18 protein-coding genes and 1 tRNA gene are annotated in these 26,115 nt (G+C 40.2%); 9 read left to right on the forward strand and 10 right to left on the reverse strand.

Features of this window, described 5'->3' with window-relative positions; genetic code table 11:
* The first annotated feature begins 273 nt into the window (after nucleotides 1–273).
* Together B3R63_RS12750 and B3R63_RS12755 are read left to right on the forward strand one after the other, a co-directional pair.
* Nucleotides 274–969, forward strand: coding sequence for an ion channel (locus B3R63_RS12750; RefSeq protein WP_286731961.1), 696 nt, complete (start codon nucleotides 274–276; stop codon nucleotides 967–969).
* 165 nt (nucleotides 970–1,134) lie between these two features.
* Nucleotides 1,135–3,102 carry a BCCT family transporter gene (locus tag B3R63_RS12755; protein WP_026444010.1) on the forward strand — a complete coding sequence of 656 codons (1,968 nt, stop codon included), beginning with the start codon at nucleotides 1,135–1,137 and terminating at the stop codon, nucleotides 3,100–3,102.
* Between the two features lie 60 nt (nucleotides 3,103–3,162).
* Here the strand turns inward: B3R63_RS12755 and omp33-36 are convergent, their stop codons facing one another.
* Nucleotides 3,163–4,092: a porin Omp33-36 gene (gene omp33-36 / locus B3R63_RS12760; protein ID WP_286731963.1), complete on the reverse strand. Its 930-nt coding sequence runs from the start codon at nucleotides 4,090–4,092 to the stop codon at nucleotides 3,163–3,165.
* Nucleotides 4,093–5,477: 1,385 nt separating this feature from the next.
* Here omp33-36 and B3R63_RS12765 point away from each other — a divergent pair.
* Complete coding sequence (locus B3R63_RS12765) at nucleotides 5,478–7,175, forward strand: GGDEF domain-containing protein (RefSeq protein ID WP_286731664.1); 1,698 nt, start codon at nucleotides 5,478–5,480, stop codon at nucleotides 7,173–7,175.
* Between the two features lie 270 nt (nucleotides 7,176–7,445).
* Here B3R63_RS12765 and uvrA read toward each other — a convergent pair whose 3' ends face one another.
* Together uvrA and tenA are read right to left on the reverse strand one after the other, a co-directional pair.
* Entirely contained in the window at nucleotides 7,446–10,277 is a 2,832-nt protein-coding gene (uvrA, locus tag B3R63_RS12770; protein WP_286731667.1) for an excinuclease ABC subunit UvrA, read from the reverse strand.
* A gap of 107 nt (nucleotides 10,278–10,384) precedes the next feature.
* Entirely contained in the window at nucleotides 10,385–11,059 is a 675-nt protein-coding gene (gene tenA / locus B3R63_RS12775; RefSeq protein WP_286731669.1) for a thiaminase II, read from the reverse strand.
* A gap of 240 nt (nucleotides 11,060–11,299) precedes the next feature.
* Between tenA and B3R63_RS12780 the strand changes: the two genes are divergently transcribed.
* The 3 genes from B3R63_RS12780 (at nucleotide 11,300) to ssb (ending at nucleotide 14,531) form a co-directional block, all read left to right on the forward strand.
* Entirely contained in the window at nucleotides 11,300–12,382 is a 1,083-nt protein-coding gene (locus B3R63_RS12780; protein ID WP_286731672.1) for a DUF475 domain-containing protein, read from the forward strand.
* Between the two features lie 148 nt (nucleotides 12,383–12,530).
* On the forward strand, nucleotides 12,531–13,895 hold the full coding sequence (locus B3R63_RS12785; RefSeq protein ID WP_005017908.1) for an MFS transporter: 1,365 nt from the start codon (nucleotides 12,531–12,533) through the stop codon (nucleotides 13,893–13,895).
* Between the two features lie 51 nt (nucleotides 13,896–13,946).
* On the forward strand, nucleotides 13,947–14,531 hold the full coding sequence (ssb, locus tag B3R63_RS12790) for a single-stranded DNA-binding protein (protein WP_005017910.1): 585 nt from the start codon (nucleotides 13,947–13,949) through the stop codon (nucleotides 14,529–14,531).
* 145 nt (nucleotides 14,532–14,676) lie between these two features.
* Here ssb and B3R63_RS12795 read toward each other — a convergent pair whose 3' ends face one another.
* The 5 genes from B3R63_RS12795 to B3R63_RS12815 form a co-directional block, all read right to left on the reverse strand.
* A complete protein-coding gene (locus tag B3R63_RS12795; protein ID WP_284908593.1) occupies nucleotides 14,677–15,543 on the reverse strand; it encodes an SDR family oxidoreductase in 867 nt (288 codons plus the stop codon).
* Nucleotides 15,544–15,618: 75 nt separating this feature from the next.
* Complete coding sequence (locus B3R63_RS12800) at nucleotides 15,619–15,945, reverse strand: hypothetical protein (protein WP_265768517.1); 327 nt, start codon at nucleotides 15,943–15,945, stop codon at nucleotides 15,619–15,621.
* Between the two features lie 276 nt (nucleotides 15,946–16,221).
* Nucleotides 16,222–16,869: a hypothetical protein gene (locus B3R63_RS12805; RefSeq protein WP_286731678.1), complete on the reverse strand. Its 648-nt coding sequence runs from the start codon at nucleotides 16,867–16,869 to the stop codon at nucleotides 16,222–16,224.
* Between the two features lie 304 nt (nucleotides 16,870–17,173).
* Entirely contained in the window at nucleotides 17,174–19,297 is a 2,124-nt protein-coding gene (gene katE / locus B3R63_RS12810; protein ID WP_005024128.1) for a catalase HPII, read from the reverse strand.
* 52 nt (nucleotides 19,298–19,349) lie between these two features.
* Nucleotides 19,350–19,820, reverse strand: a complete 471-nt coding sequence (locus B3R63_RS12815) for a CinA family protein (protein WP_005017921.1) — start codon at nucleotides 19,818–19,820, stop codon at nucleotides 19,350–19,352.
* A 669-nt stretch (nucleotides 19,821–20,489) separates the two neighbouring features.
* Here B3R63_RS12815 and B3R63_RS12820 point away from each other — a divergent pair.
* From B3R63_RS12820 to B3R63_RS12830, 3 genes are all read left to right on the forward strand, one after another.
* Complete coding sequence (locus tag B3R63_RS12820) at nucleotides 20,490–21,908, forward strand: iron-containing redox enzyme family protein (RefSeq protein WP_286731684.1); 1,419 nt, start codon at nucleotides 20,490–20,492, stop codon at nucleotides 21,906–21,908.
* Between the two features lie 429 nt (nucleotides 21,909–22,337).
* A complete protein-coding gene (locus tag B3R63_RS12825) occupies nucleotides 22,338–23,636 on the forward strand; it encodes an FAD-dependent oxidoreductase (RefSeq protein ID WP_286731686.1) in 1,299 nt (432 codons plus the stop codon).
* Between the two features lie 7 nt (nucleotides 23,637–23,643).
* A complete protein-coding gene (locus B3R63_RS12830; RefSeq protein ID WP_286731689.1) occupies nucleotides 23,644–24,480 on the forward strand; it encodes an SAM-dependent methyltransferase in 837 nt (278 codons plus the stop codon).
* A gap of 27 nt (nucleotides 24,481–24,507) precedes the next feature.
* On the opposite strand, the gene B3R63_RS12835 is transcribed toward B3R63_RS12830, so the two are convergent.
* Nucleotides 24,508–24,583 (reverse strand) — tRNA-Thr (locus B3R63_RS12835).
* A 137-nt stretch (nucleotides 24,584–24,720) separates the two neighbouring features.
* Nucleotides 24,721–25,779: a type II asparaginase gene (locus B3R63_RS12840; RefSeq protein ID WP_414630842.1), complete on the reverse strand. Its 1,059-nt coding sequence runs from the start codon at nucleotides 25,777–25,779 to the stop codon at nucleotides 24,721–24,723.
* Between the last annotated feature and the right edge of the window lie 336 nt (nucleotides 25,780–26,115).

Raw genomic sequence — 26,115 nt, forward strand, 5'->3', positions numbered from 1 at the left:
GATATGGGTCTTTTTAATGTCATTATTTTGTAAAAATTGAATAGACATAGGCTTCAGAGATATTTTTTAGATAAAATTTTAAAATTGTTGTTTTTAAAAGATTAATTAAAAGAAAACCTGTAGACGTAGAGTTTACAGGCACAGAGTTAGTGTTACATTTCTTAATATAAGATTTTATAAATTTATACTTTCTTTTTATAAGGTCTCGCCACACTCCATTTAATTAATAAATAATAATGGCTACATCATAAAATGGCTGGGTTAAAAGCAGGCTTGCGTGTACTTCTTGGATTCTGGAAAGGTTTTCGTTTATTACCTTCCGCCCAGTTAGTTTTATTACAATTTTTTATACTGATTTTATCTTTGCTCAGCAATGATAGTACACCGTCTCGTTCTGTCACCTGGTTGCTGGGCGTGATCGCACTATTACTGGTGGCAAAAATGATACGCCAGACTCCAGCCTACACCGCACTCGGTCTCATTTTTGTCGGTGGTGCTTTTATTTTTTCTGTGCCCATACTTTTTGGTTATGAACATGTGGGTCTGATCATTACTACCCATGCTTTTGAAGCAAGTGCCTATTTCTGTGCGGCTTATGGACTGATCCGCTATATGTTTGCTGACCGTTATCTTACTAAGGATGAGCTTTTTGCAGCTGCCGCAGTCTTTACCTTGATCGCTTGGGGTTTTGCCTTTCTTTATAACATCTGCCAGCTGGTAGTTCCTTATAGCTTCCAAAATCCAAATCGGACAGGGCCATTGCAAACCTGGCTGGATCTTCTGTTTTTAAGCTTTAGCCTCCAGTCAGCTACGGGTCTTGCAGACCTGATGCCAGTCAGTCCGGCGGCACGTGTTCTGGCAATGTTACAGATGTTTGGCGGAGTAATGTATCTGGCACTTATCGTTTCAAGACTTATTGTGCTGCAATATATTTCACATTCACCCCGTACAGATAAAGACAAATCTTGAAAATTCTCCTTTACAGGAAGTTAACGGCTTTCATTTGTAAGTTAATTTAATATATCACTCTGAATACTGGTTCAGTATTCTTTGTTTTTACAATGTCTTAGCAGAATGCATTTTGACCGCAGAGTCTGTCATTTTATTAAAAAAATATATGGGGGTAAATCACCTATGTCTTCCAAGTCCAAAGCTTGGTTTTCCAATGTTAATCCTAATGTGTTTATTAGCACGGTTGTGATTATCCTGATCTTTTTAGCTATTGTTATTTTTGCTCCCGATGCATTTGAACTTCTGACCAAAAAATTAAATCAGTGGATTACTGATTCTTTCAGCTGGTTTTATGTTTTATCGGTTGCCTTATTTTTAATCCTGCTAACAGGTATTGCTGTGTCTTCCATGGGCCGGATCAAACTTGGGCCAGATCATAGTCAACCTGATTATACTTATCCTTCCTGGTTTGCCATGCTGTTTACTGCAGGTATGGGGATTGGCTTAATGTTCTTTGGTGTTGCTGAGCCCATTATGCATTATGTCAGTCCACCAAGTGGCCAGCCGGAGACCGTACTGGCAGCACAACAGGCCATGCGTGTTACTTTCTTCCATTGGGGTTTACATGCCTGGGCTATTTATGCAGTTGTTGGGTTGTCACTGGCTTATTTTGCATACCGTCATCAGCTTCCATTAAAAGTCCGCTCAGCCTTATATCCTTTAATTGGTAAGCGTATTTATGGACCAATTGGTGATGGAGTCGATACTTTCGCCACAATTGGGACCATATTCGGGGTTGCCACTTCTCTGGGTTTTGGTGTAACACAGATTAACTCGGGATTGAATTATCTGTTTGGCTGGGAGCAGAGTATTCTGACTCAGATTATTTTAATTGTTGTGGTAAGCAGTATTGCTTCACTCTCGGTCTTTTTAGGTCTGGATAAGGGCGTTAAGCGTTTATCTGAACTCAACCTCATTCTAGCATTGCTATTGCTGGCTTTCATATTTTTAACTGGCGCCAGCATTTATTTATTGCAGACCACCATCCAGACAGCAGGACAATATGTATCTAACCTGTTCAGCATGACTTTTAACTTATATGCCTATCAGCCTAATGGCTGGATTGGTGGCTGGACTATCATGTACTGGGCTTGGTGGATTTCTTGGTCACCATTTGTAGGTATGTTTATTGCCCGAGTCTCACGAGGACGTACTGTCCGTGAGTTTATTGCAGGCGTATTGCTGATTCCTACAGGTTTCACCATTATCTGGATGGGATTCATAGGTAATGCAGCGCTATATAATGTGATGTTTGAAGGAAATAATAGCCTGCTAGAAGCTGTAAAAACTGATTCTTCTGTAGCGCTGTTTGAATTCTTGACCCAGTTACCTTGGTCTGGAGTGAGCAGTATTTTAGCAACTGTTCTGGTCATGCTGTTTTTTGTGACCTCTGCCGATTCAGGCGCCCTGGTTACCGATTATCTCACCTCTAAAACAGATCAGTCTCCTGCCTGGCAGCGGCTGTTCTGGACAGTACTTATGGCGCTACTGGCTATTATTCTGCTCATGGCTGGTGGTTTAGGTGCATTACAGTCCGCCACCATTATGAGTGCTTTGCCATTTACCTTTATTATGCTGCTCATCTGCTGGGGGTTGCTCAAGGCACTAAGATTAGACAGTTTGAAAATGCAGGCTATTCAGGAGGCACGTATTACACCGCGTGCTATTCATAACCCGCGCAGCTGGCAACAGCGTTTGGGCCTAATTATGCATTATCCACATAGTCGTGATGAAGTAGAGCATTATATAAAGTCTACAGTTGCTCAGGCATTTCAGCATATTCAGCATGAGTTTAAACGTCGTAATCTTGAGGTGAGCATAGAAACTCTTGAGGACGGATTGCTATTAAGGGTGGATCATCGGAATGAGATTAATTTTATCTATAAAGTGGTTTCACGTGAAACTACCCCTCCGAGCTTTATGACTGGAGCCCAATCAGCTACCGACCATGAATATTATCAGGCTGAAGTGTTTTTAAGAGAGGGAGGACAAAATTATGATGTTATGGAATGGACGCAAGAAGATCTGCTTCAGGATATTCTGGACCAGTATGAACGTCATCTTTACTTCCTGAACGTCATACGCAGTTAAATGCAATAATAAAAAGGACTCCAATGGAGTCCTTTTTTAGTTCCTTAATCTGTTAACAGATTAGAAACGGAATTTGGCGTTAACCCCTACAGTTTGAGTATCTGCATCTATACCTACTGCGTTTGCATTAACATAGCTTGCGCCTACTGCAACTGCTGGAGTAATAAAGTAGTTAATGTTTGCTCCCCAAGCTGAGTCCATTACATCAGTAAAATTAGATTCAGCATAAGAAGCGCCTATACTAAATTTTGGTGTAAAGTAGACATCAGTTTTTAACTGATATGCATTATTGCTGTCTGCATGCATCATCGCAGCTTCAAAACCAACTGATGCATTTGTACCATCAACTGGGCCTACATATTTAGTGCGAGCAGTTACGATATCTTGAGAAAGACGCTGATTAGTAAAACCGGCAGTTACAGCTTCACCTACAGTTTTTAGAATACCATTAGATATAATATTGTTGGCGTCTAGAGCAAAAGGATCAGCAATATTTGCATAGCCTACTGCTACCAGGAAATTAGGTGCCAGAAGTGCACCAAGCTCTAATGCATAACGATCGCCATTATTTTCAATAGAACCTAATTTTGTACCAAACTCAGATATATCTGTATCTGTTTTAGTGTGGCTATAAGCTGCACTGGTATATAACGGAATAACTGAAGTCGGAATATATGCTTCACCTTTTACGCCGTAAGTGTGTGCTTCAGTATCCAGACTGAAGGTGCGATCTGCACCCAAGTCAAGATTACCATAGGTGTAAGCAAGAGAAATGTTAGAAGCTTGGTTTAAAAATGCGGCTTCAGCTAATGGCCCTTTGCTTGAATCTACATTTTTATAGTAGTAAGTTCCGGCTACTGAACCAGTAAAATCTTTATCATTGAGTGTGGCATCGATATATTCAGATTGTCCCTGAACCTCAAATTGATATGCTTGCGCACCGGTCATGGCTAATAGTAAAGCAGTGGCTAAACCGAGTTTTTTCATGATATTTACCAGTTTATTAAAAATGGATTAAACCACTGCATTGTATTGTAACAATTTATTAAGTCAATGAAGTAAAAAGATATTATTTTATAGAGTAATTATACTAAATATGATAAAGAACATTTTTTGCTCATTTGGAATAAGGTTTGTCAACCTTTTAAAAAGTTTCGATATAACAGTTAAGTAATACTTAATTAATGAATAAATTTTAGGAAAAAGTGAGTTTTGAATAAGAGTTTTATGATTGTTTTAACTGATTAATATAGAAGAATTAATCAATAATTCTAGAAATAAGAAAGGAATCAAATTGAAGTATTTTATATTTAATTTTTGGTAGGACAGATGCTTTTTTAAGCGCTCTATAAGCTAAAAACTTTAAATTAGAATTTATCTTAGTAGTTAGATTAAGATAAGACTTAGCTCTACAAAATTGTAAAAAGCGATAGATTTTCTAATCCTTATTAAATTAATCAACTTTACTTTATACATGAAAAATCACATAATATTTATATCAGATATATACAACTTATATCTGCACCACAGAATTTTTAAAACCGTATTTCTGGTTTATCCGCCCAGCTTTCCCCAAGGTTGGGCTTTTTTTTAACCTGAGTTTTATACTTAGACAGTGTTCTATTTTAAATTACAGTTAAAATAAGAAATTTGAGCTGTACATGCAAAACCAAAAAATGACTTGCGTAATTTTAAAAAAGTTTTAACTAAAAATAAGTAAATTTTAAGTAAAAAAAGGCCCAGCTTAAAAGAGATAACTGGGCCAGAAAGGATGCATAATATTTGGGAGATACATCCTGAGGAATTCAAATAAGTGTGATGAAAATCTCACTTATTGTTCTTAAATGTAGTATGCAACAGTTTTTTAAATGTGTTAAATTGATAATTAATATTTTAAAAAACGGTAAAACCAATTAATAGAAAAATTATAGAGTTAGAAAAAATATTAATCTTTAACTTGAAAAGGGATTTAAGCTAAATGAAATATTATATAGTTGCAGAAACTATTTATCTTTTATCTTTCAGAAAAGTTATTAAAATTATAGTTCTGATTTTTTAATAAAATTTTATAAATTTTATATAGAGAAAAAATATAGTGTATTTAAAATTATTTATATTTTTACTCAGGGCTCTATGTATTCTGCAGATCTCTTAGACTTTAAAACTAGAGTGATAAATTTTTAAACTATTGAAAAAGATAGAGTAAAAGGTAAAATAGCCCCTCTTGGGGAACAGGTTATTACTAAGTTTCCATTAAAAAAACATCAGTAAACTTTAAGTATTCTAAAGAAGCTATCTCTGCCCGAAACTTTTATGATCTTAAGTTTTTATAAAATATATTTTTGAATACTAGAATTTGTAATGGGATATGTTTGATGAAGAACCAGCTACGTTCAGAATATATTACCCGGCGTTTGTTCTGGTCCATGTTGGTTATTATTTTTTCACTTCTTTTTATTTGTATTCCTCTGACTATAGACAGTTATCGTACTTACAAGAAAACAGACCTGGCTCTGACAGAAATCTCTGCACTACGTAATATGGCCGAGCTGACAAATATGATTTCACGAGAACGTGGCCCATCAAATAAAGTCATGTCGAGTACAACAGAAGAGTTCGCACAGAATTTCAGGGAACTAATTGATTTTCGAAAATCAGTAGATAAACATATTGCTGAAACAGTAGATATTTTAAACAAGGCCGGCTTGCCGGCAGATGCTGAAAATGTATCTAAGAATGTAGTGCATTCACTAGAGCAGGGTAGACAGGCTATAGATGGCTATATTGCTATTCCTCGCTCTAAAAGAACCTCTATACAGCTTGATCGGTCGATTCAGAAAATGTTTGCTGCTTGGGATAGCGCTCATCAGGTCTTAAAAAATGTCATTTCACATTCAGTGGGGAAAAATACCGTTATCTCTGATTATTATACCCTGATTTTAATTTTGACTGACCTGCGGGATCAGGCTGGACGTTTGGCCTCCAATATTATTGCAGCGGTCACTTTTCAGGAGAAAATTCCAGAGGAAAATCTTGCACGCTCTTTGCAGACCCAGTATCAGGCTTATTACTTATGGGATCTGATTAATTCTATTCAACAGGATAAATATAGAACACCCCAATATTTAAGACTACATGGTGAAGTTAAAACAGAGTTTCTGGAAAAAGCGATTCCAATGGTAAAAACGCTGATCAATGAAAGTATAAAAAATCAGCCGTACTCTATGACAGGAACCCAGTTAACTGAACAAATCGTTGATAAATTTTTGACAGTGGTTAATTTACAGGATTTTCTGCTGGATCATAGCGTTAAAACAGCTGAAGAGGTACGCAGTAAGGCATGGAAAAAATTTATCCTGACTCTTTCTGTTTCTGTTATTTCTGTGTTTACCGCCATTTTTACTATGGTTTATGCACGCTATAAAGTATTTACCCCCTTAATCCGGGCACGCAATCTGATTTTAAAGCTTGCCGGTCATCAAGATTCTCGTATCCAGTCCTCAGATACTCTTTATCCACTCTCGCTATTTGAAGCCATACAAAAACTACAGGCACAGCTGGCCGAGCGTGATGTACTTGAATTACAACTGCGTAATATTGCCAATACCGATATTTTAACCGGAGTATCTAATCGCCTAGCATTGGATGAGCACATACAGTATCTGGAAAAGCATGTTAAACAATTAAGCCAGACTTGTCTGATTCTGGTAGATATTGATTATTTTAAACAGGTAAATGATCAGTACGGACACATTATTGGTGATCAAATTATTCAGCTTGTTGCCAGTCAGCTTAAAAAAAGTGTACGTTCTTCGGATCTGATTATTCGTTATGGCGGAGACGAATTTATCATATTCTTGGAATATGTCGAGTTCGGTGCAGCTTTGAAAGTGGCAGAAAAAATTCGTGCTGAAGTCCAGCAGGCCCATCTTAAGCTTGAAAATGGTAACTCAATTTCTGTTTCAGTGAGTATAGGCGTCGCGACAGGCACAGAAAACTGGTTAGAACTGCTGGAAAAGGCGGATCAGGCGTTATTCCGGGCAAAGGCAGCGGGACGAAATAGTGTTGCGTAGTAAGAGATTTAAATTCCCGAATGTCTAGAATACGCTAACTTGGAATTTTTATTTAAGCTATTAAAAATTTTAACTTTTTATATTTTGATGAATATTTTTATAAATAAAGCGGCTGTTAAAGCTATTGATAGAAACAACTGGGTATTGCTAAAAAAAGTATTTATAAGTATCTGTCTGCATAAAACGTCTCAGTAAAAAATTATGAAGTTTAAAAATAAAAAAACGGTGAATATATCACCGTTTTCAATAGGGCTTTAACAGCTGAGGAGACTATTTCAATAAAGGTTTCAAGAAACGGCCTGTATGTGAAATAGCTACTTCAGCAACCTCCTCTGGTGTGCCGGTAGCAATAATCTGGCCACCACCAGAACCTCCTTCCGGTCCAAGATCGACCACCCAGTCTGCAGTCTTAATAACATCCAGATTGTGCTCAATCACTACAATGGTATTACCCTTGTTGCGTAGCTCATGCAGGATATCTAATAACTTGGCAATATCATGGAAATGCAGGCCTGTGGTAGGTTCGTCCAGTACATACAAAGTCTTCCCGGTATCACGTTTAGCTAATTCACGGGCCAGTTTTACCCGTTGAGCTTCACCTCCCGACAGGGTGGTTGCCGACTGGCCCAGACGGATATAACCAAGACCTACCTGAGTCAGTGTTTCCAGACGGCGATGAATTACCGGAATAGCCTCGAAGAATGCAGCTGCATCTTCTACCGTCATTTCCAGTACATCGGAAATATTTTTACCTTTATAGCCAACTTCCAGAGTCTCACGATTATATCGCTTGCCATGACAGGCATCACAGGGTACATACATATCCGGCAGGAAGTGCATTGCTACCTTAATCATGCCGTCACCTTCACAGGCCTCACAGCGGCCACCTTTTACATTAAAGGAGAACCGGCCAGCACTATAGCCGCGTGCTTTGGCTTCTTGTGTTTGGGCAAACAGTTCCCGGATAGGTGTAAATACGCCTGTGTAGGTTGCCGGGTTGGAGCGTGGGGTACGTCCAATCGGACTCTGGTCAATATCTACAACTTTATCTAGAAATTGCAGACCATCTATACTGTCAAATTTCTCTGGTGTTAAGGTTGTTGCTCCATTGAGCTGAGTAGCTGCCAGAGGTAACAAGGTCCGGTTAATCAGGGTGGATTTTCCAGAACCAGACACGCCAGTAACACAGGTCATTACACCTAGGGGAATGGTAAGATCAACATTTTTCAGGTTATGTCCTGATGCCCCTAACAGCTTAATTTGTTCTTCCGGTTTTGGCGGCTGAACACGCTGTTGTGGTACCGCGATTTTTAACTCACCAGAAAGATATTTGCCAGTCAGTGAATCTTTGTGCTGGCAAAGTTCATCGGCTGTACCCTCAGCAATTACATAACCGCCATGCACACCTGCACCTGGACCAATATCAATAATATGGTCAGCAGCACGAATGGCATCTTCATCATGTTCAACCACCAGTACAGTATTGCCCAGATCACGCAGACGAATCAGGGTTTGCAGTAGGCGGTCGTTATCACGCTGGTGCAAGCCAATCGAAGGCTCATCCAGTACATACATCACGCCCATCAGACCGGCACCAATTTGTGAAGCCAGACGAATACGCTGTGCTTCACCACCAGACAAGGTTTCTGCTGAACGCGCAAGACTCAGATAATTCAGCCCGACACTGACCAGAAAGTGAAGACGCTCACGAATCTCCTTGAAGATTTTGTCACCAATTTCACCTTTGGCACCTTCCAGATGCAGATGCTCATAATAATGTGCGGCATCACCGATCGACATGCGGGTAATCTGGCTAATGGTATGGTCCAGAATTTTTACATTACGTGAAATCTCATTTAGCCGAGAACCGTCGCAGACATCACAAGCAGCATTCGACAAATATTGTGACAGGTCATCTCGTACATAATTACTTTCAGTCTCACGGTAGCGCCGTTCTAGATGTGGCAATACACCCTCGAAAGGCATAACCCGGTTATGACGGCGACCACGCTCGTCCACATAGCTGAGATCAATTTTCTCACGCCCTGTACCATATAAAAACTTCTTCTGAACATCTTTACCCAAGTCTTTCCACGGGGTATCCAGAGAATAATCATAATGGGCAGCTACTTTTTGTAGCATTGAATAATAATAAGGGCGCTGACGGTCCCAGCCACGGATTGCACCTTGGCTAATACTCAGCTCCGGGTTATGGATCAGTTTATCGGCACTGAAGTGGCTACGGGTACCCAGACCATCACAAGCCGGACAGGCACCAAACGGATTATTAAATGAAAATAACCGTGGTTCCAGATCACCTACCGCACGGTCACAGTCTGGACATGAATGTTTGGCCGAAAATACCCGGTCTGGATGTTCATCTTTCATCCAGGATAAAACTGCCAGATCTCCGCCGAGCCGTAGTGCAGTTTCAAAAGATTCAGCGATACGATTACCCAGGTCATCACGTACTTTGAAACGGTCCACAATTACTTCAATAGTATGTTTCTTTTTCTTGTCCAGTTCGGGTGGCGTATCAATTTCAATAATTTCGCCATCTACACGTGCACGGACAAAACCCTGACTTTGCAACTGTTCAAAGAGGGTAGAGTATTCACCTTTACGTTCACGTACTACCGGTGCCAACAGCATCAAGGCCGTCCCTTCAGGCAGGGCTTTTACAGCATCTACCATTTCTGACACAGTCTGCGCCACCATTGGCAAGTCATGTTCCGGGCAGTACGGTGTACCTACACGGGCGTAGAGCAGTCGCAAATAGTCATAAATTTCTGTAATAGTTCCCACTGTAGAACGTGGATTATGACTGGTTGACTTCTGTTCAATTGCGATTGCAGGAGACAGGCCTTCAATTGCATCAACTTCCGGTTTTTCCATCTGGGATAAAAACTGACGCGCATAGGCCGACAATGACTCGACATAACGGCGCTGACCTTCGGCATACAGGGTATCAAAAGCAAGAGAGGATTTACCTGAGCCCGAAAGTCCCGTAATTACCACGAACTTGTCCCGTGGAATATCGAGTGACACATTTTTGAGGTTATGGGTACGTGCGCCTCGAATACGGATATGACTTTGACTCATGAATCGTCCTAAGTAAGCGTTTAAAACTCTATATATGGTAGCGCTTTAAAAATGTTCAAGCGTAGTTTTTATGATTTTAAAGCGTCAGTTTATGTCACATTGTTTTACTATTCACTTAAACCTTCAGGCCAGTCCCGCTGCCGGTAGGCACTGTCCCAAAAAATCCACTCCAGCTCAGCACCACGTTTATAAACTTGCTGCATTTTATTTAATGTCTCTTGATCACACTGCTGAGCCACCCGGTTCAGTGTCATGATCACTTCCCTTACCGCATGATGAAACTCTTCACCCGCATAGGTATCAATCCAGGCCTGATAGGGATTGTCGGGCGCTGAATGCTCAACAATATATCTGCCGACTTCAGCATATATCCAGAAACAGGGTAACAGGGCAGCCAGAACCACCGGATAGCTTTCTGACCAGGCAGTTGCACTCAGGAATGATGTGTAATGATGGCAGGCTTGAGTCAATGGTGTAGCTGCAAATTGGGCTGGGCTAATACCGAATTTCTGCATGAAATCCTTATGCAGGCTACGTTCAAATACAATTGCTACCCGTGCAGCTTCAGAAAACTGAATCACTTCCTCGGCATTTGCAGCTTTGGCTGCACAAACTGCCAGGGCACGGCCGTAGGCAAGCAGATAATATGCATCCTGAATAATATAGTGAGTGAATATTTTTTTGCATAAAGTTCCCTGCATCAGTTCCTGGTTGAAAGGCATCTTGAGGATTCGTTCATATAAACCCAGATTATCTCGCCACAGTAATTGTGAAAAATGCAATTTTATGCTCCTGAAGGTAAGTGTTAAAAAATACTTAAAATATCCCAACACTATAGGATGTTATCTATAAGACCATGAGCTCTTGAATATAATTTAAACTTCTTAATACATCAGGTTGCTCACTGATCAAAAAGTTTTTACCGGCTTCAAAAAAAACAGGTCATAATTACTTGAACAAGATGCCGTAGACTTCTCCGGTTCAAACAGGTTTTAAAACATTCATTGCGAATAGGTTTATCCATGAAGCATTTCCGATTTTCCATTTTTTTTACGGTGGTGTGTCTTGCACTGTCAGCTTATTGGGGCTATACCCATGGGCCTCAAGCAGGTATAGAAACCATGTTCAAGGCTCTGACCATCACGGCCATCCTGGCAGTAATGGAGGTATCTCTGTCATTTGACAATGCCGTAGTCAATGCCTCAGTACTACGTAACTGGGACCACTTCTGGAAAATGATCTTCCTGACAGTTGGTATCTTAATTGCGGTTTTCGGTATGCGTCTGATTTTCCCCGTGGTGATTGTTGCAGTCACTGCTGATATGGGATTAATGGAAGTGGTAAGACTGGCACTTAATGATCCAACGACCTATTCGCAGCGGTTGATGGACCATCATGCTGAAATTGCCGCTTTTGGTGGAGCTTTCTTGCTTCTGGTTTTTCTCAATTTCTTCCTGGATGAAGGTAAAGATACTCACTGGTTTCGCTGGCTGGAGCGACGCTTAACCAGTTTGGCCAGCGTACCGGCTATGTCTGTATTTATTGCCTTGATTGCTTTGCTGGTAGTGGCTGCCAATGTAGACGAGACAAAACGTCTGGTCGTAACTATGGCCGGTATCTGGGGAATTGTAATTTATATCGGGGTACAGGTACTTAGTCATCTGCTGGGCGGTGAACCGGAAATTGATGAAGAAGGCAACGCTGTTACACATGACAGCAATGGCGCAACAACCGGTGTAGTAAAAGCAGGTTTTGGCGGTTTCCTGTATCTTGAAGTGCTGGATGCATCTTTTAGCTTTGACGGTGTAATTGGAGCTTTCGCAATTACCAGTGATGTAGTTATCATTATGCTAGGCTTGGCAATTGGTGCAATCTTCGTCCGCTCTATGACTATTTATCTGGTCGAAAAAGGCACACTGGATGCTTACATCTACCTTGAACATGGTGCGCATTATGCAATTGGCGCACTGGCCATCATCATGCTGGCAAGTGGCACAGGCGTACATATTCCTGAAGTGGTAACCGGCCTGATCGGGGTGGCATTTATTGTCTGGGCAGTACTGGCCTCAATCCAGTATCGTAAACGGACAGAGCGTTTTGGTTAGGATATATTTTTAAACTCAGAATAAGTTGAAGGGTATAGTTATATACCCTTTTTTATTGTCATTAATATCGTTATTTCGAATAACAGAGCTACGCGCTTTGAGCTGCTTTATCTTATAATTCATCTTATTTTCTAATAAGCCTGTTGCTATGATGAATGCCTTAGAACGCCGTTCAACTTTTGCCTTAAGCAGTATCTTTGCTTTACGCATGTTGGGCCTGTTCATGATTATTCCTGTATTCTCTGTAGCAGGGCAGTCATATCAGTATGCGACACCAGCATTGTTGGGTCTGGCTGTGGGTGTTTACGGTCTGAGCCAAGCGATTCTTCAAATTCCATTCAGCTTGCTGGCAGATCGATTCAGCCGTAAACCTCTTATAGTGATTGGCTTGTTGCTGTTTGCTCTGGGCGGTGCAATTGCTGCCATGTCAGAAACTATCTATGGCGTGATTATTGGCCGTGCTATTGCTGGAGGTGGTGCAGTTTCAGCAGTGGTGATGGCTTTACTGGCCGATGTAACCCGTGAAGAGCAGCGTACTAAAGCAATGGCTGTGATGGGCATGAGTATCGGCCTGTCGTTCGTAGTCGCTTTTAGTCTGGGTCCTTGGCTGACAGGAATTGTCGGTATTTCCGGCCTGTTCTGGGTAACCACAGTCATGGGCCTTCTGGCGATTCTGATGTTATTCATGGTGCCTAAGGTCACTCGTCATCATAAGAATTTTTCACAAGGCTATTTGCAACAGCTTAAGCAGGTCCTGAAAATGGGTGACCTGAACCGTCTGCATTTTTCAGTATTCAGCCTGCATTTGCTGCTTACCGCAATGTTTGTATATATACCTTCACAGCTGATTGAATTTGCTCATATTCCGCTTGCCAGTCATGGCATGGTCTATTTACCGCTTTTGGTAGTTAGTCTGTTTTTTGCTTTTCCCAGTATTATCCTGGCGGAAAAATATCGCAAAATGCGTGGAATCTTTTTGACGGCAATTACTGGAGTTATATTAGGCCTGCTGATCATGATTTTTGGCTTTGAGTCTAAATATATTCTGCTGACCGGTCTCGGGTTTTTCTTTATTGCTTTTAATGTGATGGAAGCATTATTGCCGTCCTGGCTGTCCAAATCTGCACCTTTGCAGTCTAAGGCTACCGCCATGGGTGTCAATGCCAGTGGCCAGTTTCTGGGTGCCTTTTTCGGAGGAACACTGGGCGGTTTCCTGCTGACTTTGCATAATACTTCTCTAGGCTGGAGTATCCTGACAGCAATTGCCATAATCTGGTTATTCATCAGTTTTGGTCTGGCTCAGCCACGCTATTTAACTTCACTGGTTTTAAGCTTGCCAGAAATGCAGGAAACAGATGAATGGACTTCTAAGTTATTGGCGATTCGTGGTATTGAAGAGGTCGTGGTGATGCCTGAACAGCAACTGGCCTATATTAAAGTCGATAAACAGCAGGTGGATGCAGCTGCTCGACATAATTTGACGCAGTTGTTGGGTAAAGAGGTAGCCATTTAAGCATAACTCTTATAAAGTAAAACATAGAAATGAATAGGAAGAGAACAGCTGATGCGTGGTGTAAATAAGGTTATTTTAGTAGGGACTTTAGGGCGCGATCCAGAGACAAAAACTTTCCCAAATGGCGGCTCTTTAACACAGTTTTCTATCGCAACGAGTGAATCGTGGACAGATAAAAGCACAGGTGAACGTAAAGAACAGACAGAATGGCACCGTATTGTGCTACACAACCGTCTAGGTGAAATTGCCCAGCAATATTTACGTAAAGGTTCAAAAGTTTATATTGAAGGTTCATTGCGTACCCGTCAATGGACCGACCAGAACGGTCAGGAACGTTATACTACCGAGATTCGTGGTGAACAGATGCAGATGCTAGACTCAGGCCGACAGCAGGGCGATCAGGCAGGTGCAGGTTTTGGTGGTGATCAAGGCTATGGTCAACCACGTTTCAATAATAATCAGGGTAGCCAGGGCGGTTATGGTAACGGCAACCAGCAGGGTAGCGGTTTTAATAATAACAGCAACCAAGGTGGCGGTTATGGCAATAATAACCCGGGCGGTTTCGCACCTAAAGCTCCTCAGTCAGCTCCAGCCTCTCAAGTTCCGGCTGACCTGGATGATGATCTGCCATTCTAACTGGTATTAATAAAACAAAAAGCAGACCCGTGGGTCTGCTTTTTTACGTTCATTTTTTAAATAAAAAAGAACGACTCAAAAAAAGAGCTGAGTCGTTGTTGAGCAAGTTCTATCAAAAGTAAAAATACTGCAAATCTATTTTTAATTAGCCATTAACGATTGAACCGCCGTTTACATGAATAACCTGGCCTGAAATATAGCTGGCATCATCGGAAGCCAGAAATAGATAGGCAGGCGCCACTTCGCTTGGTTGGCCCATGCGTTCCATTGGCGTTTCCTTACCAAAATCTTTAACCTGTTCTTCATCAAAGCTGCTTGGAATAAGCGGGGTCCAGATTGGTCCGGGCGCAACACCATTTACACGAATTCCTGTTTTATTTTTAAGGAGATTGGTCGATAAACTACGTGTAAAAGAGGTAATGGCGCCTTTAGTGCTGGAGTAGTCAATCAGCTGGTCATGTCCGTGATAACTGGTGATGCTGGTTGTATTAATAATACTGTCACCTTCTTTTAAATAAGGCAGTACTGCTTGGGTCAGGTAGAACATTGAAAAAATATTGGTTTCAAAAGTCTTGAATAATTGCTGCTGCGGAATATCAGTCAGATATTTCTGTGGGTACTGTACCCCGGCATTATTCACCAGAATATTAATTTTCTGGAATTCATTTAGAGCTTTTTCAACTAGCTGATCAACTTCTTCTTTTTTATGGATATCACATTTTACCAGAAGGCAACGCCGGCCTTCCTGTTCAACCATTGCTTTGGTATCTTCAGCATCCTGACTTTCTTCTAGATAAGCAATCACAATATCTGCACCTTCACGTGCAAATAACACCGCAACTGAGCGACCGATTCCACTGTCACCACCAGTAATCAATGCAACTTTATCTTTTAATTTATCACTACCTTTATGGGAAGCCTTAATAATTTCAGGCTCGGGATTCATTTTGGTCTGTTTACCCGGTTGATGGGTTTGAATCTGTGCAGGTGGTGTAGCGGGGTACTGATTCATAAGATCTCCGGATGATTGTTATAAAAAAATAAATAAAAAGGATTCAGAGAACTCTGAATCCTTGACTTAAAATACTTACATACGGTCCCAGGCATCTTTAATGGCATGTTTAGCCTGTTCCCACTTTAAACGTGATTCACGTTTAGTGTCTTCCCATTTCTGCTGCAAGCTGCCTTCCATCTCATCAAAGTGACGGCCTTCATTTTCTCGGCGGCTCGTGTAACCCAAGTTATAAGCACCTGAATAATCACGATCATATTCCAAGTCAGGATAGTGTGTTAATGCATCTTTATAATATGGAGTTTTATTATAATTTTCCTTCCAATATTCCTGAGATTGACGATGTGTATCGTCTTTATAAGTGCTGGTCGTATCCGTTAGGTTTTCATTTACGTCAACCATTGTACATCTCCTGCTTTATAGTAAAAATCTATAGTTAAAATATAAAAGCTATTTACTAAAAAAGATGTTGGGAAAATATATTAAAACATAGAGGGATTGCTGCTTTATGTTTTCTAATTTTACATTGAAATATTATTTAATAAATTAGATATAAAAAATCGGATATTATATAAATATCCGATATTAAATTTTTTATTTTTAAGAAAGAAGTAATATATTTAAATCTATCTATATTAACAAATAGCCAAAGATGAAAATAATCTTAATTTTCTAAGATTAATAATCTTCATTTTGACCTTCCTGACGAGAGCGATATTGATCATTAGTTTCATGCTGCATTGCATTATTACTATTTTGCTGATGCTGCTGACCCTGTTCATACTGAGTGGTGCGTTGCTGCTGTTGCTGTTCAGGGCTAACTTGCTGTGGCTGGCCGTCATGACTTTGCTGATTATGCTGACTGGTAGCACCCATGCCTGTACCTGTTAGTCCTTGGCCTTCCTGACCACGATTAGTTCCTTGCTGGTTATTATCAACACCACCTTGCTGATTCAGACTTTGGCCTTGTTGGCTCATACCCTGCTGGCCCATATTTTGACCTTGCTGGCTCTGAGATGAACCTTGCTGGCTTTGTTGATTATACTGATTCTGTTGACCCTGCGGGTTATAATTCTGCTGATCTGGCTGTCCTAAACCTTGGCCTTTCTGGTCTGACTGCTGGGTATGTTGCTGGCTTTGCTGTTGTTGTTGCTCAACATTCTGCAGGCCTTCCTGCCCGACACCAAGTTGTTGGTTCTGGTGGTGAATACCCTGATCCTGTTTGCTCTGGGTATTATTTTCCTGTTGTTTCTGTTCGCCAGTCTGTCCTTGCTGGTTTTGCAAATGCTGTTGATTTTCCTGATTTTGATTGTTCATATTATTCATGTGTCACCTCTTGTGTTTAAAATAATCTATACATCACATGAAAATAATTAGAACATAGAATTAGGTTATGAAGTGTTTAAGCATGTTGCTGAATAATTAAAATGAATTATTTAAAATAAATAAGAATATAGAATTAGGTAATTAAAATAGGAGGTTGTTATATTTTAGGTTAATCTCAAATTAATTTAATATTACATTAGTTACATATAAATAAGATTTAATGATTATCTAGATGAATTTTTCTTCATTAAAAAATAGGAAAAGCACTTTAGTGCTTTTCCTATTGTTATTACAGTTTAGAAAATTATGCCGGAATCTTTTTGGCCTGCATTTCACGAGCCCAGACGCGATGTTTAAGCAGTGCAGTTTTCAGCTGTTCCTGAACAGCTGTAAAGTTTGGCATAGTAATTACACCTTCATCAGGTTCAATAAGAGGCATGGTAGTAATTAATCTTTCATTCCCGTTCAGGAAGACCAGTGGTTTCAGATGCTTATAGGTTTCCATAATATAATGCATCAGATAGCCTTCCTGATCTGGTACAACTTCTTTGGTACCGCCAAGTACTACAGTTGCATCATAGAAAATCGAAGGTTCTGATTGATAATTTCCTTTGAGTGGTAAAGTCGCGTTCGTATCAGAAGTTACGAAACCACTATGGTCACTGATACATTCAAGGATAACGCCTTCTTTGATTGCCCAGTCCTGAATGGTTTCAAATTCCTGCATGCTGAAACCATCTTGTACCAGCAGGGCCAGACGGCGTGCACGAATATCAAGTGGCGGGAAGGCCTCCTGACTCAGGCGTTTTGACGGAGTAACAGTTGCTAGCTCACGTTTTGGTGGCATAGGAAGTGAAAGCTTCTGTGCAACATAGCTCGCCAGGTCATCGTCGATATAGCTGAGCATTTCATTGACGATACGTTCACGGATATAAGCACGTTTAACTTTGGTAAGCTCAAATACATAAGCATCTTTAATATGCTGTTGCTCATGTGGAGTCTGGCTAACATAAAATAGACGTGCCTGACTAAAGTGATCATTAAAAGACTCACTACGCTCACGTACCTTATGTGCATCTACACGTTCATAGTAGCTTTCAAAACCACCGCCACTTGGTGCAGGCGGAGTTTCACGTGGCCAGTTGTTATCAATCGAATTAGGTTCATAGTTTGCCTGACCTTGATGCACAATCCGCTGATGATAACCATCACGCTGATTATTATGGAAAGGACAAACGGCACGGTTAATTGGAATCTGATGGAAGTTTGGACCCCCAAGACGTATTAACTGGGTATCTGTATAAGAAAACAGTCGTGCCTGTAGTAACGGGTCATTACTAAAATCAATACCCGGTACAACATGTGCCGGACAGAAAGCTACCTGTTCAGTTTCTGCAAAAAAATTATCTACATTACGGTTGAGTGTAATTTTACCAATTGGAGTTACAGGTACCAGCTCTTCTGGTATTAATTTGGTGGCATCCAGAATATCAAAATCAAACTTATGCTCATCCTCTTCAGGAATGAGCTGAACACCGAGTTCCCATTCCGGATATAAACCGCTTTCAATAGCATCCCACAGTTCACGGCGGTTAAAATCAAGGTCTTTACCATTGATTTTTTGTGCTTCATCCCAGAGTACCGAGAATACACCTTGCATTGGGGTCCAGTGGAATTTCACAAAGTGAGATTTACCTTCAGCATTGATCAGGCGGAAAGTGTTCACCCCGAAACCCTGAATGCCGCGGAAACTTCGTGGAATTGCACGATCAGACATTAGCCAGATTACATGATGCGCTGTCTCTGGTGTAAGTGAAACAAAATCCCAGAAAGTATCATGTGCTGAAGCTGCCTGAGGGATATCATTGTGTGGTTCGGGTTTAACGGCATGTACGACATCTGGAAACTTTATTCCGTCTTGAATAAAGAAGACCGGCATATTGTTACCCACCAGGTCATAATTTCCCTCAGTGGTATAAAATTTCATGGCAAAACCGCGAACATCACGTGGAATATCTGGTGAACCGCGTGAGCCCTGTACAGTCGAGAAGCGTACAAACATAGGTGTGGTAATTTGGGTATTAGTCAGGAATGCCGCCTTGGTAAACCGTTCATTCCCTTCATAAGCCTGAAATACGCCATGTGCACCAAAACCACGGGCATGTACAATCCGCTCCGGAATACGCTCATGGTCAAAGTGGGTAATTTTTTCCCGCATGATAAAATCTTCAAGCAGGGCAGAGCCGCGTGAACCTGCTCTTAGCGTATTCTGGTTATCTGCAATTTTTAAACCCTGATTGGTCGTCAGTGCATGACCCGTAGCATCACTTCGTGCACTATTTAAGTCAAAAGTCTTGAGGTTATCGTTTTCTTTATCTGGTGTGTCGGCGCCTGCCAGCTCACTTTTAGAATAATGTTGATTCGTCATACCATGCCTCTATTGTTTTAGGTGTGTGTACTACAAACTTCAAAGACAACCCTCATTCAGGTTGAATCAGCTGATTTAATTCACGGCAAGCCTGATTCAGGACTTTATGCAACTTTTCTTCAGGCGCACCCTCTGCATAAAATCTGAAATCATGAACTTTGCCGTTATAGTAAATAGAATAGAAAAAGGTCCCGACAGGTTTTTCCGGTGTTTCCGAACCACCAGGTTTCACCAGACCTGTACAGGCCACAATAATGTCGGCATCAAAAAAATGATGACCATGCTCAGCCAGATAATGAGTGACTTCCTGAGACTCAGGCGTATACTCTTCAATCAGATCTTTAGGAATATTTAAGATTTTTTCTTTAACTTTTAAGTCATAACAGACCAAACTGCCAATTAAAACCTCACCCGAATGCGGGTTAAGTGAAAACTGATAAGCCAGATAACCTGCTGTTGCACTTTCGATGAACGCAACTTTTAAGCCTAGATCTGCCAAGTGCTTGCAACAGACATAAAACATTTAGAAGCTCCCTTGTCTTATTAGGTTTAGTTCTAGAGCAATGCTTTTTAAATTTATTGCGATGTCGGTAGATAAAAACAGAAAATGGGCAAAATTGAATTAGCAACTTACATACTTAATACTTTTTGAATATAAAAGTTAAATAGGTTTTTTAATATAAATTAAATAAAAATAATGACTTAAGTATAATTGTTTCTCTGTATTTCTATAATGTTTACATATCGCTATATAAACAGTTGTATAAAAATATATCCAACATACACAATCCTTACACATTAAATTAAAAGTTAAAACTTAAGGTGGTCATTCCTTTAAAAATATAATCATGCATGATTAAGAGAAATAAAACTTCTGCATTTGAAATTTATTAAATTATTTATATAAATCATTAAATTAATCTATATTTTTGGTTTATTGTTATTTGTGGGAATATTAGAATTAATAAATTTAATGAAAAACTTCTACAATAATATCCCAGGTGTTTCAAAATATTAAAATGTAAATAAAAGTAGAGTTTATGGTCTTTAGTTCTTTGAAAATAAAAGAAATTTATTAAAACACAACTTTATTTTTACGTGTTCTTAACCAGAGATAACACAAACTTTATTTAAAAGAAGAAGGGAATGCTATTTCCTAACAGGAGTGGATTAAAAAAAGAGATAATGAAATATGGTTACCACAACAACGCAGCCAGTGAGAAAGCTGACCCAGAAGAAAAGCCCGGCCTTATCTCATAAAGAAACAGTAAAATTTTTTTCTGAACCTGAGCGGGATACGGCTGAAAAGGAAAAATTCGCCGAAATTTATTTAGAGCGTTTTATTGATACAATTACACTTGAAGAAAAGGAGTTTCCACAAAATTTAGAAGATTTAGGGGCGTGGCTCAACAATAAAAATATTCAGGCATGTGAATCTTTTCAGAGCTATCTGGAACGAAGGAGGCAAAATGGTGCCCGTGAATATTTTAAAAACGTCGGTGAAGCTCTAGAATTTCTGGTCAAGATTGGCCCGACCAAAATGGTTGATGGTTCTTGGCTCTATAGCTTGTGCAAATACTGGCAAAATCCTGTTTACAATGAAGCGATCTCGATTTACCTGGATGAGCTGGGAGGCGGATCTTCTTCACTCAACCATGTCTGCCTCTATCAGCAATTACTGGATCAGCTTGAACTTAACGATTTTGAAAATCTTTTGAGTGATGAACATTATATCCAGGCCGCGGTGCAACTGGCTTTAGCTTATGCACCTGCTGAATATATTCCAGAAGTGTTAGGATTTAACATGGGATATGAGCAGCTTCCCTTACATTTACTCATCAGTAATTATGAGTTAAAAGAACTTGGTATTGACTCACATTATTTTAATTTGCATATCACGATTGATAACTTTGATAATGGCCATGCCCAGAAAGCCCTAGAAGGTGTACTTAAAGTTGCCCAGCGCTATCAAGATAAAGAAGAATTTTTGCGCCGTGTAAAAATTGGCTATTACTTGAATGATGTAGGTATAGGTTCCACTGCGGTAGTTAAAAATCTTGATCTGCGCAGTAATGTAGAAAAAATTCTGGTCAAGAAAGCCAAAGTGGGTCGTTTTATTCATGGTGATAAATGCCGTATAGAAAACCGGCAGATTAATGACTGGTTACAGGATGATGAGAGTACAGTGGCCTTCTTGGATGCCCTCATCCGTAAAAACTGGATCAAGCCGGGGGAAGATGTACAGGAAAGTCGTTTTTGGAAATTGATTGATGATGACCGCGGTAAAATGTTTGGTGTATTTAGCTATCCTGAAAAACAGATGATTTATGACTGGATTCAGGGTCCACAAAGTACTTCAACTACCAGCTTGCGTGGTTGGGCAAGAAAGCATGAGCAGAAGAACCAGAATCAGGACCGTCCAGAAGATATAGTCGATTTTGAACTGACCTTTTTGAAGAAGTCCTATCAGGCTGAAACTGATTTCCAGAAGCGTATGAATATGTTACTTCCTTATCTGGCACCTCATATGCATCATACCCCGGTAGGGCTATGGAGTACGGATCAGTTTACACGATCACTGTTTCCAGCTCTGAAAGCTTCTTTTGTTTAAGTTCAGTTAGGCGGGAATTTTCTTGAATATAAAGTTCTTACATGATCGGGTATAGCGCAATTCTATACCCGAATTATTTTGTGAAAATGAACTATAGCAAGATCTGACCATCGAGCCAGTTGACCTTTATGTAAATACTGAAATTAACATTATATATACAGAAATTTGTACTTAATTTTTTTAATCCTGAGAGAAATTTTTTAAGCTTATTTGTTCTATTTTAGTACACAATCTTTTTATAAAAATTTTATTTATTAAAGGGTTATATTTTTCATGGTTATTGGGTGGAATTGTTTAGCTAGATGAATTTACCCTCCAGTCTGCCTGATACTTGAGATAGACAATTTAGAATTCTGGCATTTTTTAATACGGCGTTTCTGAGAGCGTTGGTACATAATCTGGAAAACGGTTAACTGACGGATAATAACTTTGGATATTGCAGTAATCGGTAGTGGCATGGCTGGGCTTGCTACCGCAAGAATTCTGAAAGATGCAGGACATGAAATTACTATTTTCGAGGCACTCCCGGGCCGAGGTATGGACAGTCATAGTCTGGAGTTTGAGGGGGGGCTGATTGATGCCCCACTACGGGTTATGAATCCCTATTTATGGAAGAATACACTGAGTCTGGCCAGTTACCTGGGCATTAAAACTTTTCCGGTACGTACCTATATGGCCTGTAGCTGGCTATTTGAAGATCGTACTGAAACCTGGCTCACAACTTCACGTACCCGCATTGGTAATATTCCTATTATTAATAACCGCAAGGGCATCAAGCAGTATGGCTGGCGTCTGGTTAAAGGTATGCTACAGCTAAAAACAGCAATTCATCAGTTCTTCAAGTCTAAAAATCAGGACATTACACTGGCTGAGTTCATTAACCAGCATGATATTGAAGAAGTATTCTGGCATGGTGCAGTAATGCCGGTACTCTATACCATCTGTACCTGTAATCCGAAAACAATCGGAGACTGGCCTGCCAAACCGTTACTAATTTTTCTGCGTCAATTGACTGATGGAGATGCCCTGATCCGTATGCAAGGCGGAACACCTGCATTGGTAGATAAATTGATCGAAGGTATTCGTATTCAGAGTGGCTCTCCAATCTGTAAGGTGGAAGAACAGGGTGAAAAAGTTCTGCTGGAAAAACAGGATGGTGAGCAGTCGGTCTTTGACCGGGTAGTAGTTGCAACACCGACCACTAAACTTGAAGAGTTCATGAATCCGCAACAATTTGCGGATGATATTGAAGTTCTCAAACAGTTTAAGTTTGAACAGGGAGAACTGGTTATACATACAGATAGCTCAGTGATGCCGCCGCGCCGTAAAGACTGGTGTGTACTGAGTTATATGATGGACCGTCATTTTACCCGACAACAGTTTACTGTCTGGCTTAATGCAGTTGAGCCAAGTTTGGTCGGTAAGTCTCCGGTATTTCAGACATGGCGTCCGGTTACTGAAATTGATCCAAAAAAAGTGATTTCCAGTGTAACGTTGACTCGGGCAGTAGTTGATTCCAAAACTGTGGCATTAAACAAAGAAGTCCAGCAACGGCATTTACAGCCGAACCGTAAGGTATTCTACTGTGGTTCATGGTCATGTGATGGTCTGCCGATCTTGGAGTCTGCTGTCACTTCGGCTATTCATATTGCCAAGATCTTTGATGCACCTTTGCCATTTTTAGGTTTAGAACCTAAAGTGGAGATCGCACCGCAACTTGGTTATTAAAAATCTCATGAAATGGGCCCAGATACTCTGCCAGTATTTACCCCAACATAAATATGCTATTGATGCAGCACAGTTGGGTGACTCGGCAGAGTTGGCCTGGACCAATCTGGGTTACTGGCAAGCTGAGGAAAATTATCCTCAGGCCTGCCAGCAGCTGGCTGACCGGTTAGCACAGGCAGTACAGCTTAAGGCTCAGGATGCTGTATTAGATCTGGGCTGCGGCCAGGGAGCGAGTCTGCTGCATTGGCAAAATCAGTACCAGGTTCAATATATAGAAGCTGTAGAATTACAGCAAAACTGTGTCAAAAAGATTGGTCAATATCATCTGCCAGCCTTAAAAGCGATTTATAACCAGTCTTTTCTTGCCTTAAAACCAATACAATTTACTCAGCAGTTTGATGTCGTTCTTTGTATTGATGCTGCTTACCATCATGCACTAAGCCATTTTCTGAATAGTGTAACTGGCCATTTAAAGCAGCATGGTCATCTAGGATTCCATTATTTGATGTTGTCAGATGACTGGCAACAGGCAGGCCTCTGGCAAAAAAGTAAATACCAGTTATTGGTCAAAGCAGCTGATCTCAAACTTAAAGACTTAAAAACTCAAACTGAAATGGTAAATTTGCTAGAAAATTATGGTTATGAGCAAATAATGATCCAAGATATATCTTCAGAAGTTTTGCAGGGCTTTTCCAAATACGTGGCAAAACTACGTAACTCTGGACAATCCACCATAAAAAATACAGATTATTATAAAATCCAGATGACAGCCAAACTTTGCGCCCAGCTTTACGCTGATAGATTAATTCGCTATGTACAGATTAGTGCAATAAAAGCTGAATAAATCGAGAAAAGAAGAGTAGAAGAGAAATGGTGCCGGCACACGGATTCGAACTGTGGACCTACTGATTACAAGTCAGTTGCTCTACCAACTGAGCTATGCCGGCACTGTGGCGTAGATTCTACCGAAAAACACCTGATTTTCACAAGCGAAAAAATGAACAAATGAATTTTGTCTAAGTTTAATGCTTTCCGAGCATCAAGAAGGTATCGGAAGATACCTTCTTTAATTAATATTTAAAAATTAATATTCCCAGAACATACGCTGAATTTCTTTAGCATCTCTGGTCTGAGTGAGTGCAAGTGCAGTCAGCAATTTGGCTTTTTGCGGATTTAAATCATGTGCAACCACCCAGTTATATTTATCATCTGGCTGTTCGGCATTTCTTAATACAAAACCTTGGGGTACACGAGATGAACGAATAATCTGTATACCATGCTGCTGGAGCTCAGTCAGGGTAGGTACAATATTTTTGGCTACCGAGCCATTGCCTGTACCCGCATGAATAATTGCCTTTGCGCCTGCTCGAGCATATGCTGTATAGGCATCGGGCAACATATTGCCAGAACCGTAAACAATTTGGACCAGCGGCAGAGCATCGCCCTTAATATTCTCGATATTAAATTCAGATGTATTGTTAAATCGTTTGGCTACGCTTCTAAACCAGTAAGGTTTCCCTTCCACCAGTGTACCTAACGGTCCCCATTGGCTGGCAAAGGCATCGGTATGGATGTTAATTGTCTTGCTGACATCACGTGCTGCAAAAATATTATCATTCATGAGCACGAATACGCCTTTATTTTTTGCATTGTCTGCGGCTGCCAGAGCAACAGCACTATACAGGTTTAAAGGCCCATCAGCAGACAGCGCTGAAGGTGGACGCATAGAACCTACCACTACAATCGGTTTATCAGTATGCACGGTCAGGCTTAGAAAGTAGGCAGTTTCTTCCAGAGTATCTGTTCCATGCGTAATCACTACACCGTTAACATCAGGTCTTTTAACCAGCTCATTAACTTTACGGGCAATTGTCAGTAATTCTTTATCAGTAATACTCTCGGAAGCTACCTGAAGAGCCTGTACTCCAGTAACATTAGCCAGATTCTGGATTTGTGGTACTGCGTTTAATAGGTCATCAACGGGTACCTTAGCCGCTGTATAGGTAGCACTGTTGGTTGAGCTGGCACCAGCACCGGCAATGGTTCCTCCAGTTGCTACAACCACAACATTATTTTTGGCAAAAGCAGAAAAGGGCAAGAGTAAGCCCAAGCTTAAAGTCAGAGCGGAGAGTGTTTTTTTCATCATTTTTCCTTTTAAGATTTATGTACATTCCAAATATTTTTTGTACCATTTATAAGTTAATACAAAGCAGCAGATTTTAGTCATATAAATTTAAAATACTGTTTTTAGATTAATAAATATTCAGTTATGAGGATTTCGATATTTAAATAGATAGAATGTTGAGATATAAATTCAGTTTTAAAAGATTAAAAGAAGTTTGAGGAGGTTTAAATGATATTTAAGAATTACTAGATAAGCTTGAGCTTACTTTATTCTTAATTTATAAATTTTTGGCATTGAGCTCAATGATAAGAAAATTTTTTATTGACTGATTAAGGTATTCTAGATTTATAAATT

The sequence above is a fragment of the Acinetobacter sp. UBA1297 genome (assembly GCF_002307755.1).
Classification (GTDB): Bacteria; Pseudomonadota; Gammaproteobacteria; order Pseudomonadales; family Moraxellaceae; genus Acinetobacter; species Acinetobacter radioresistens.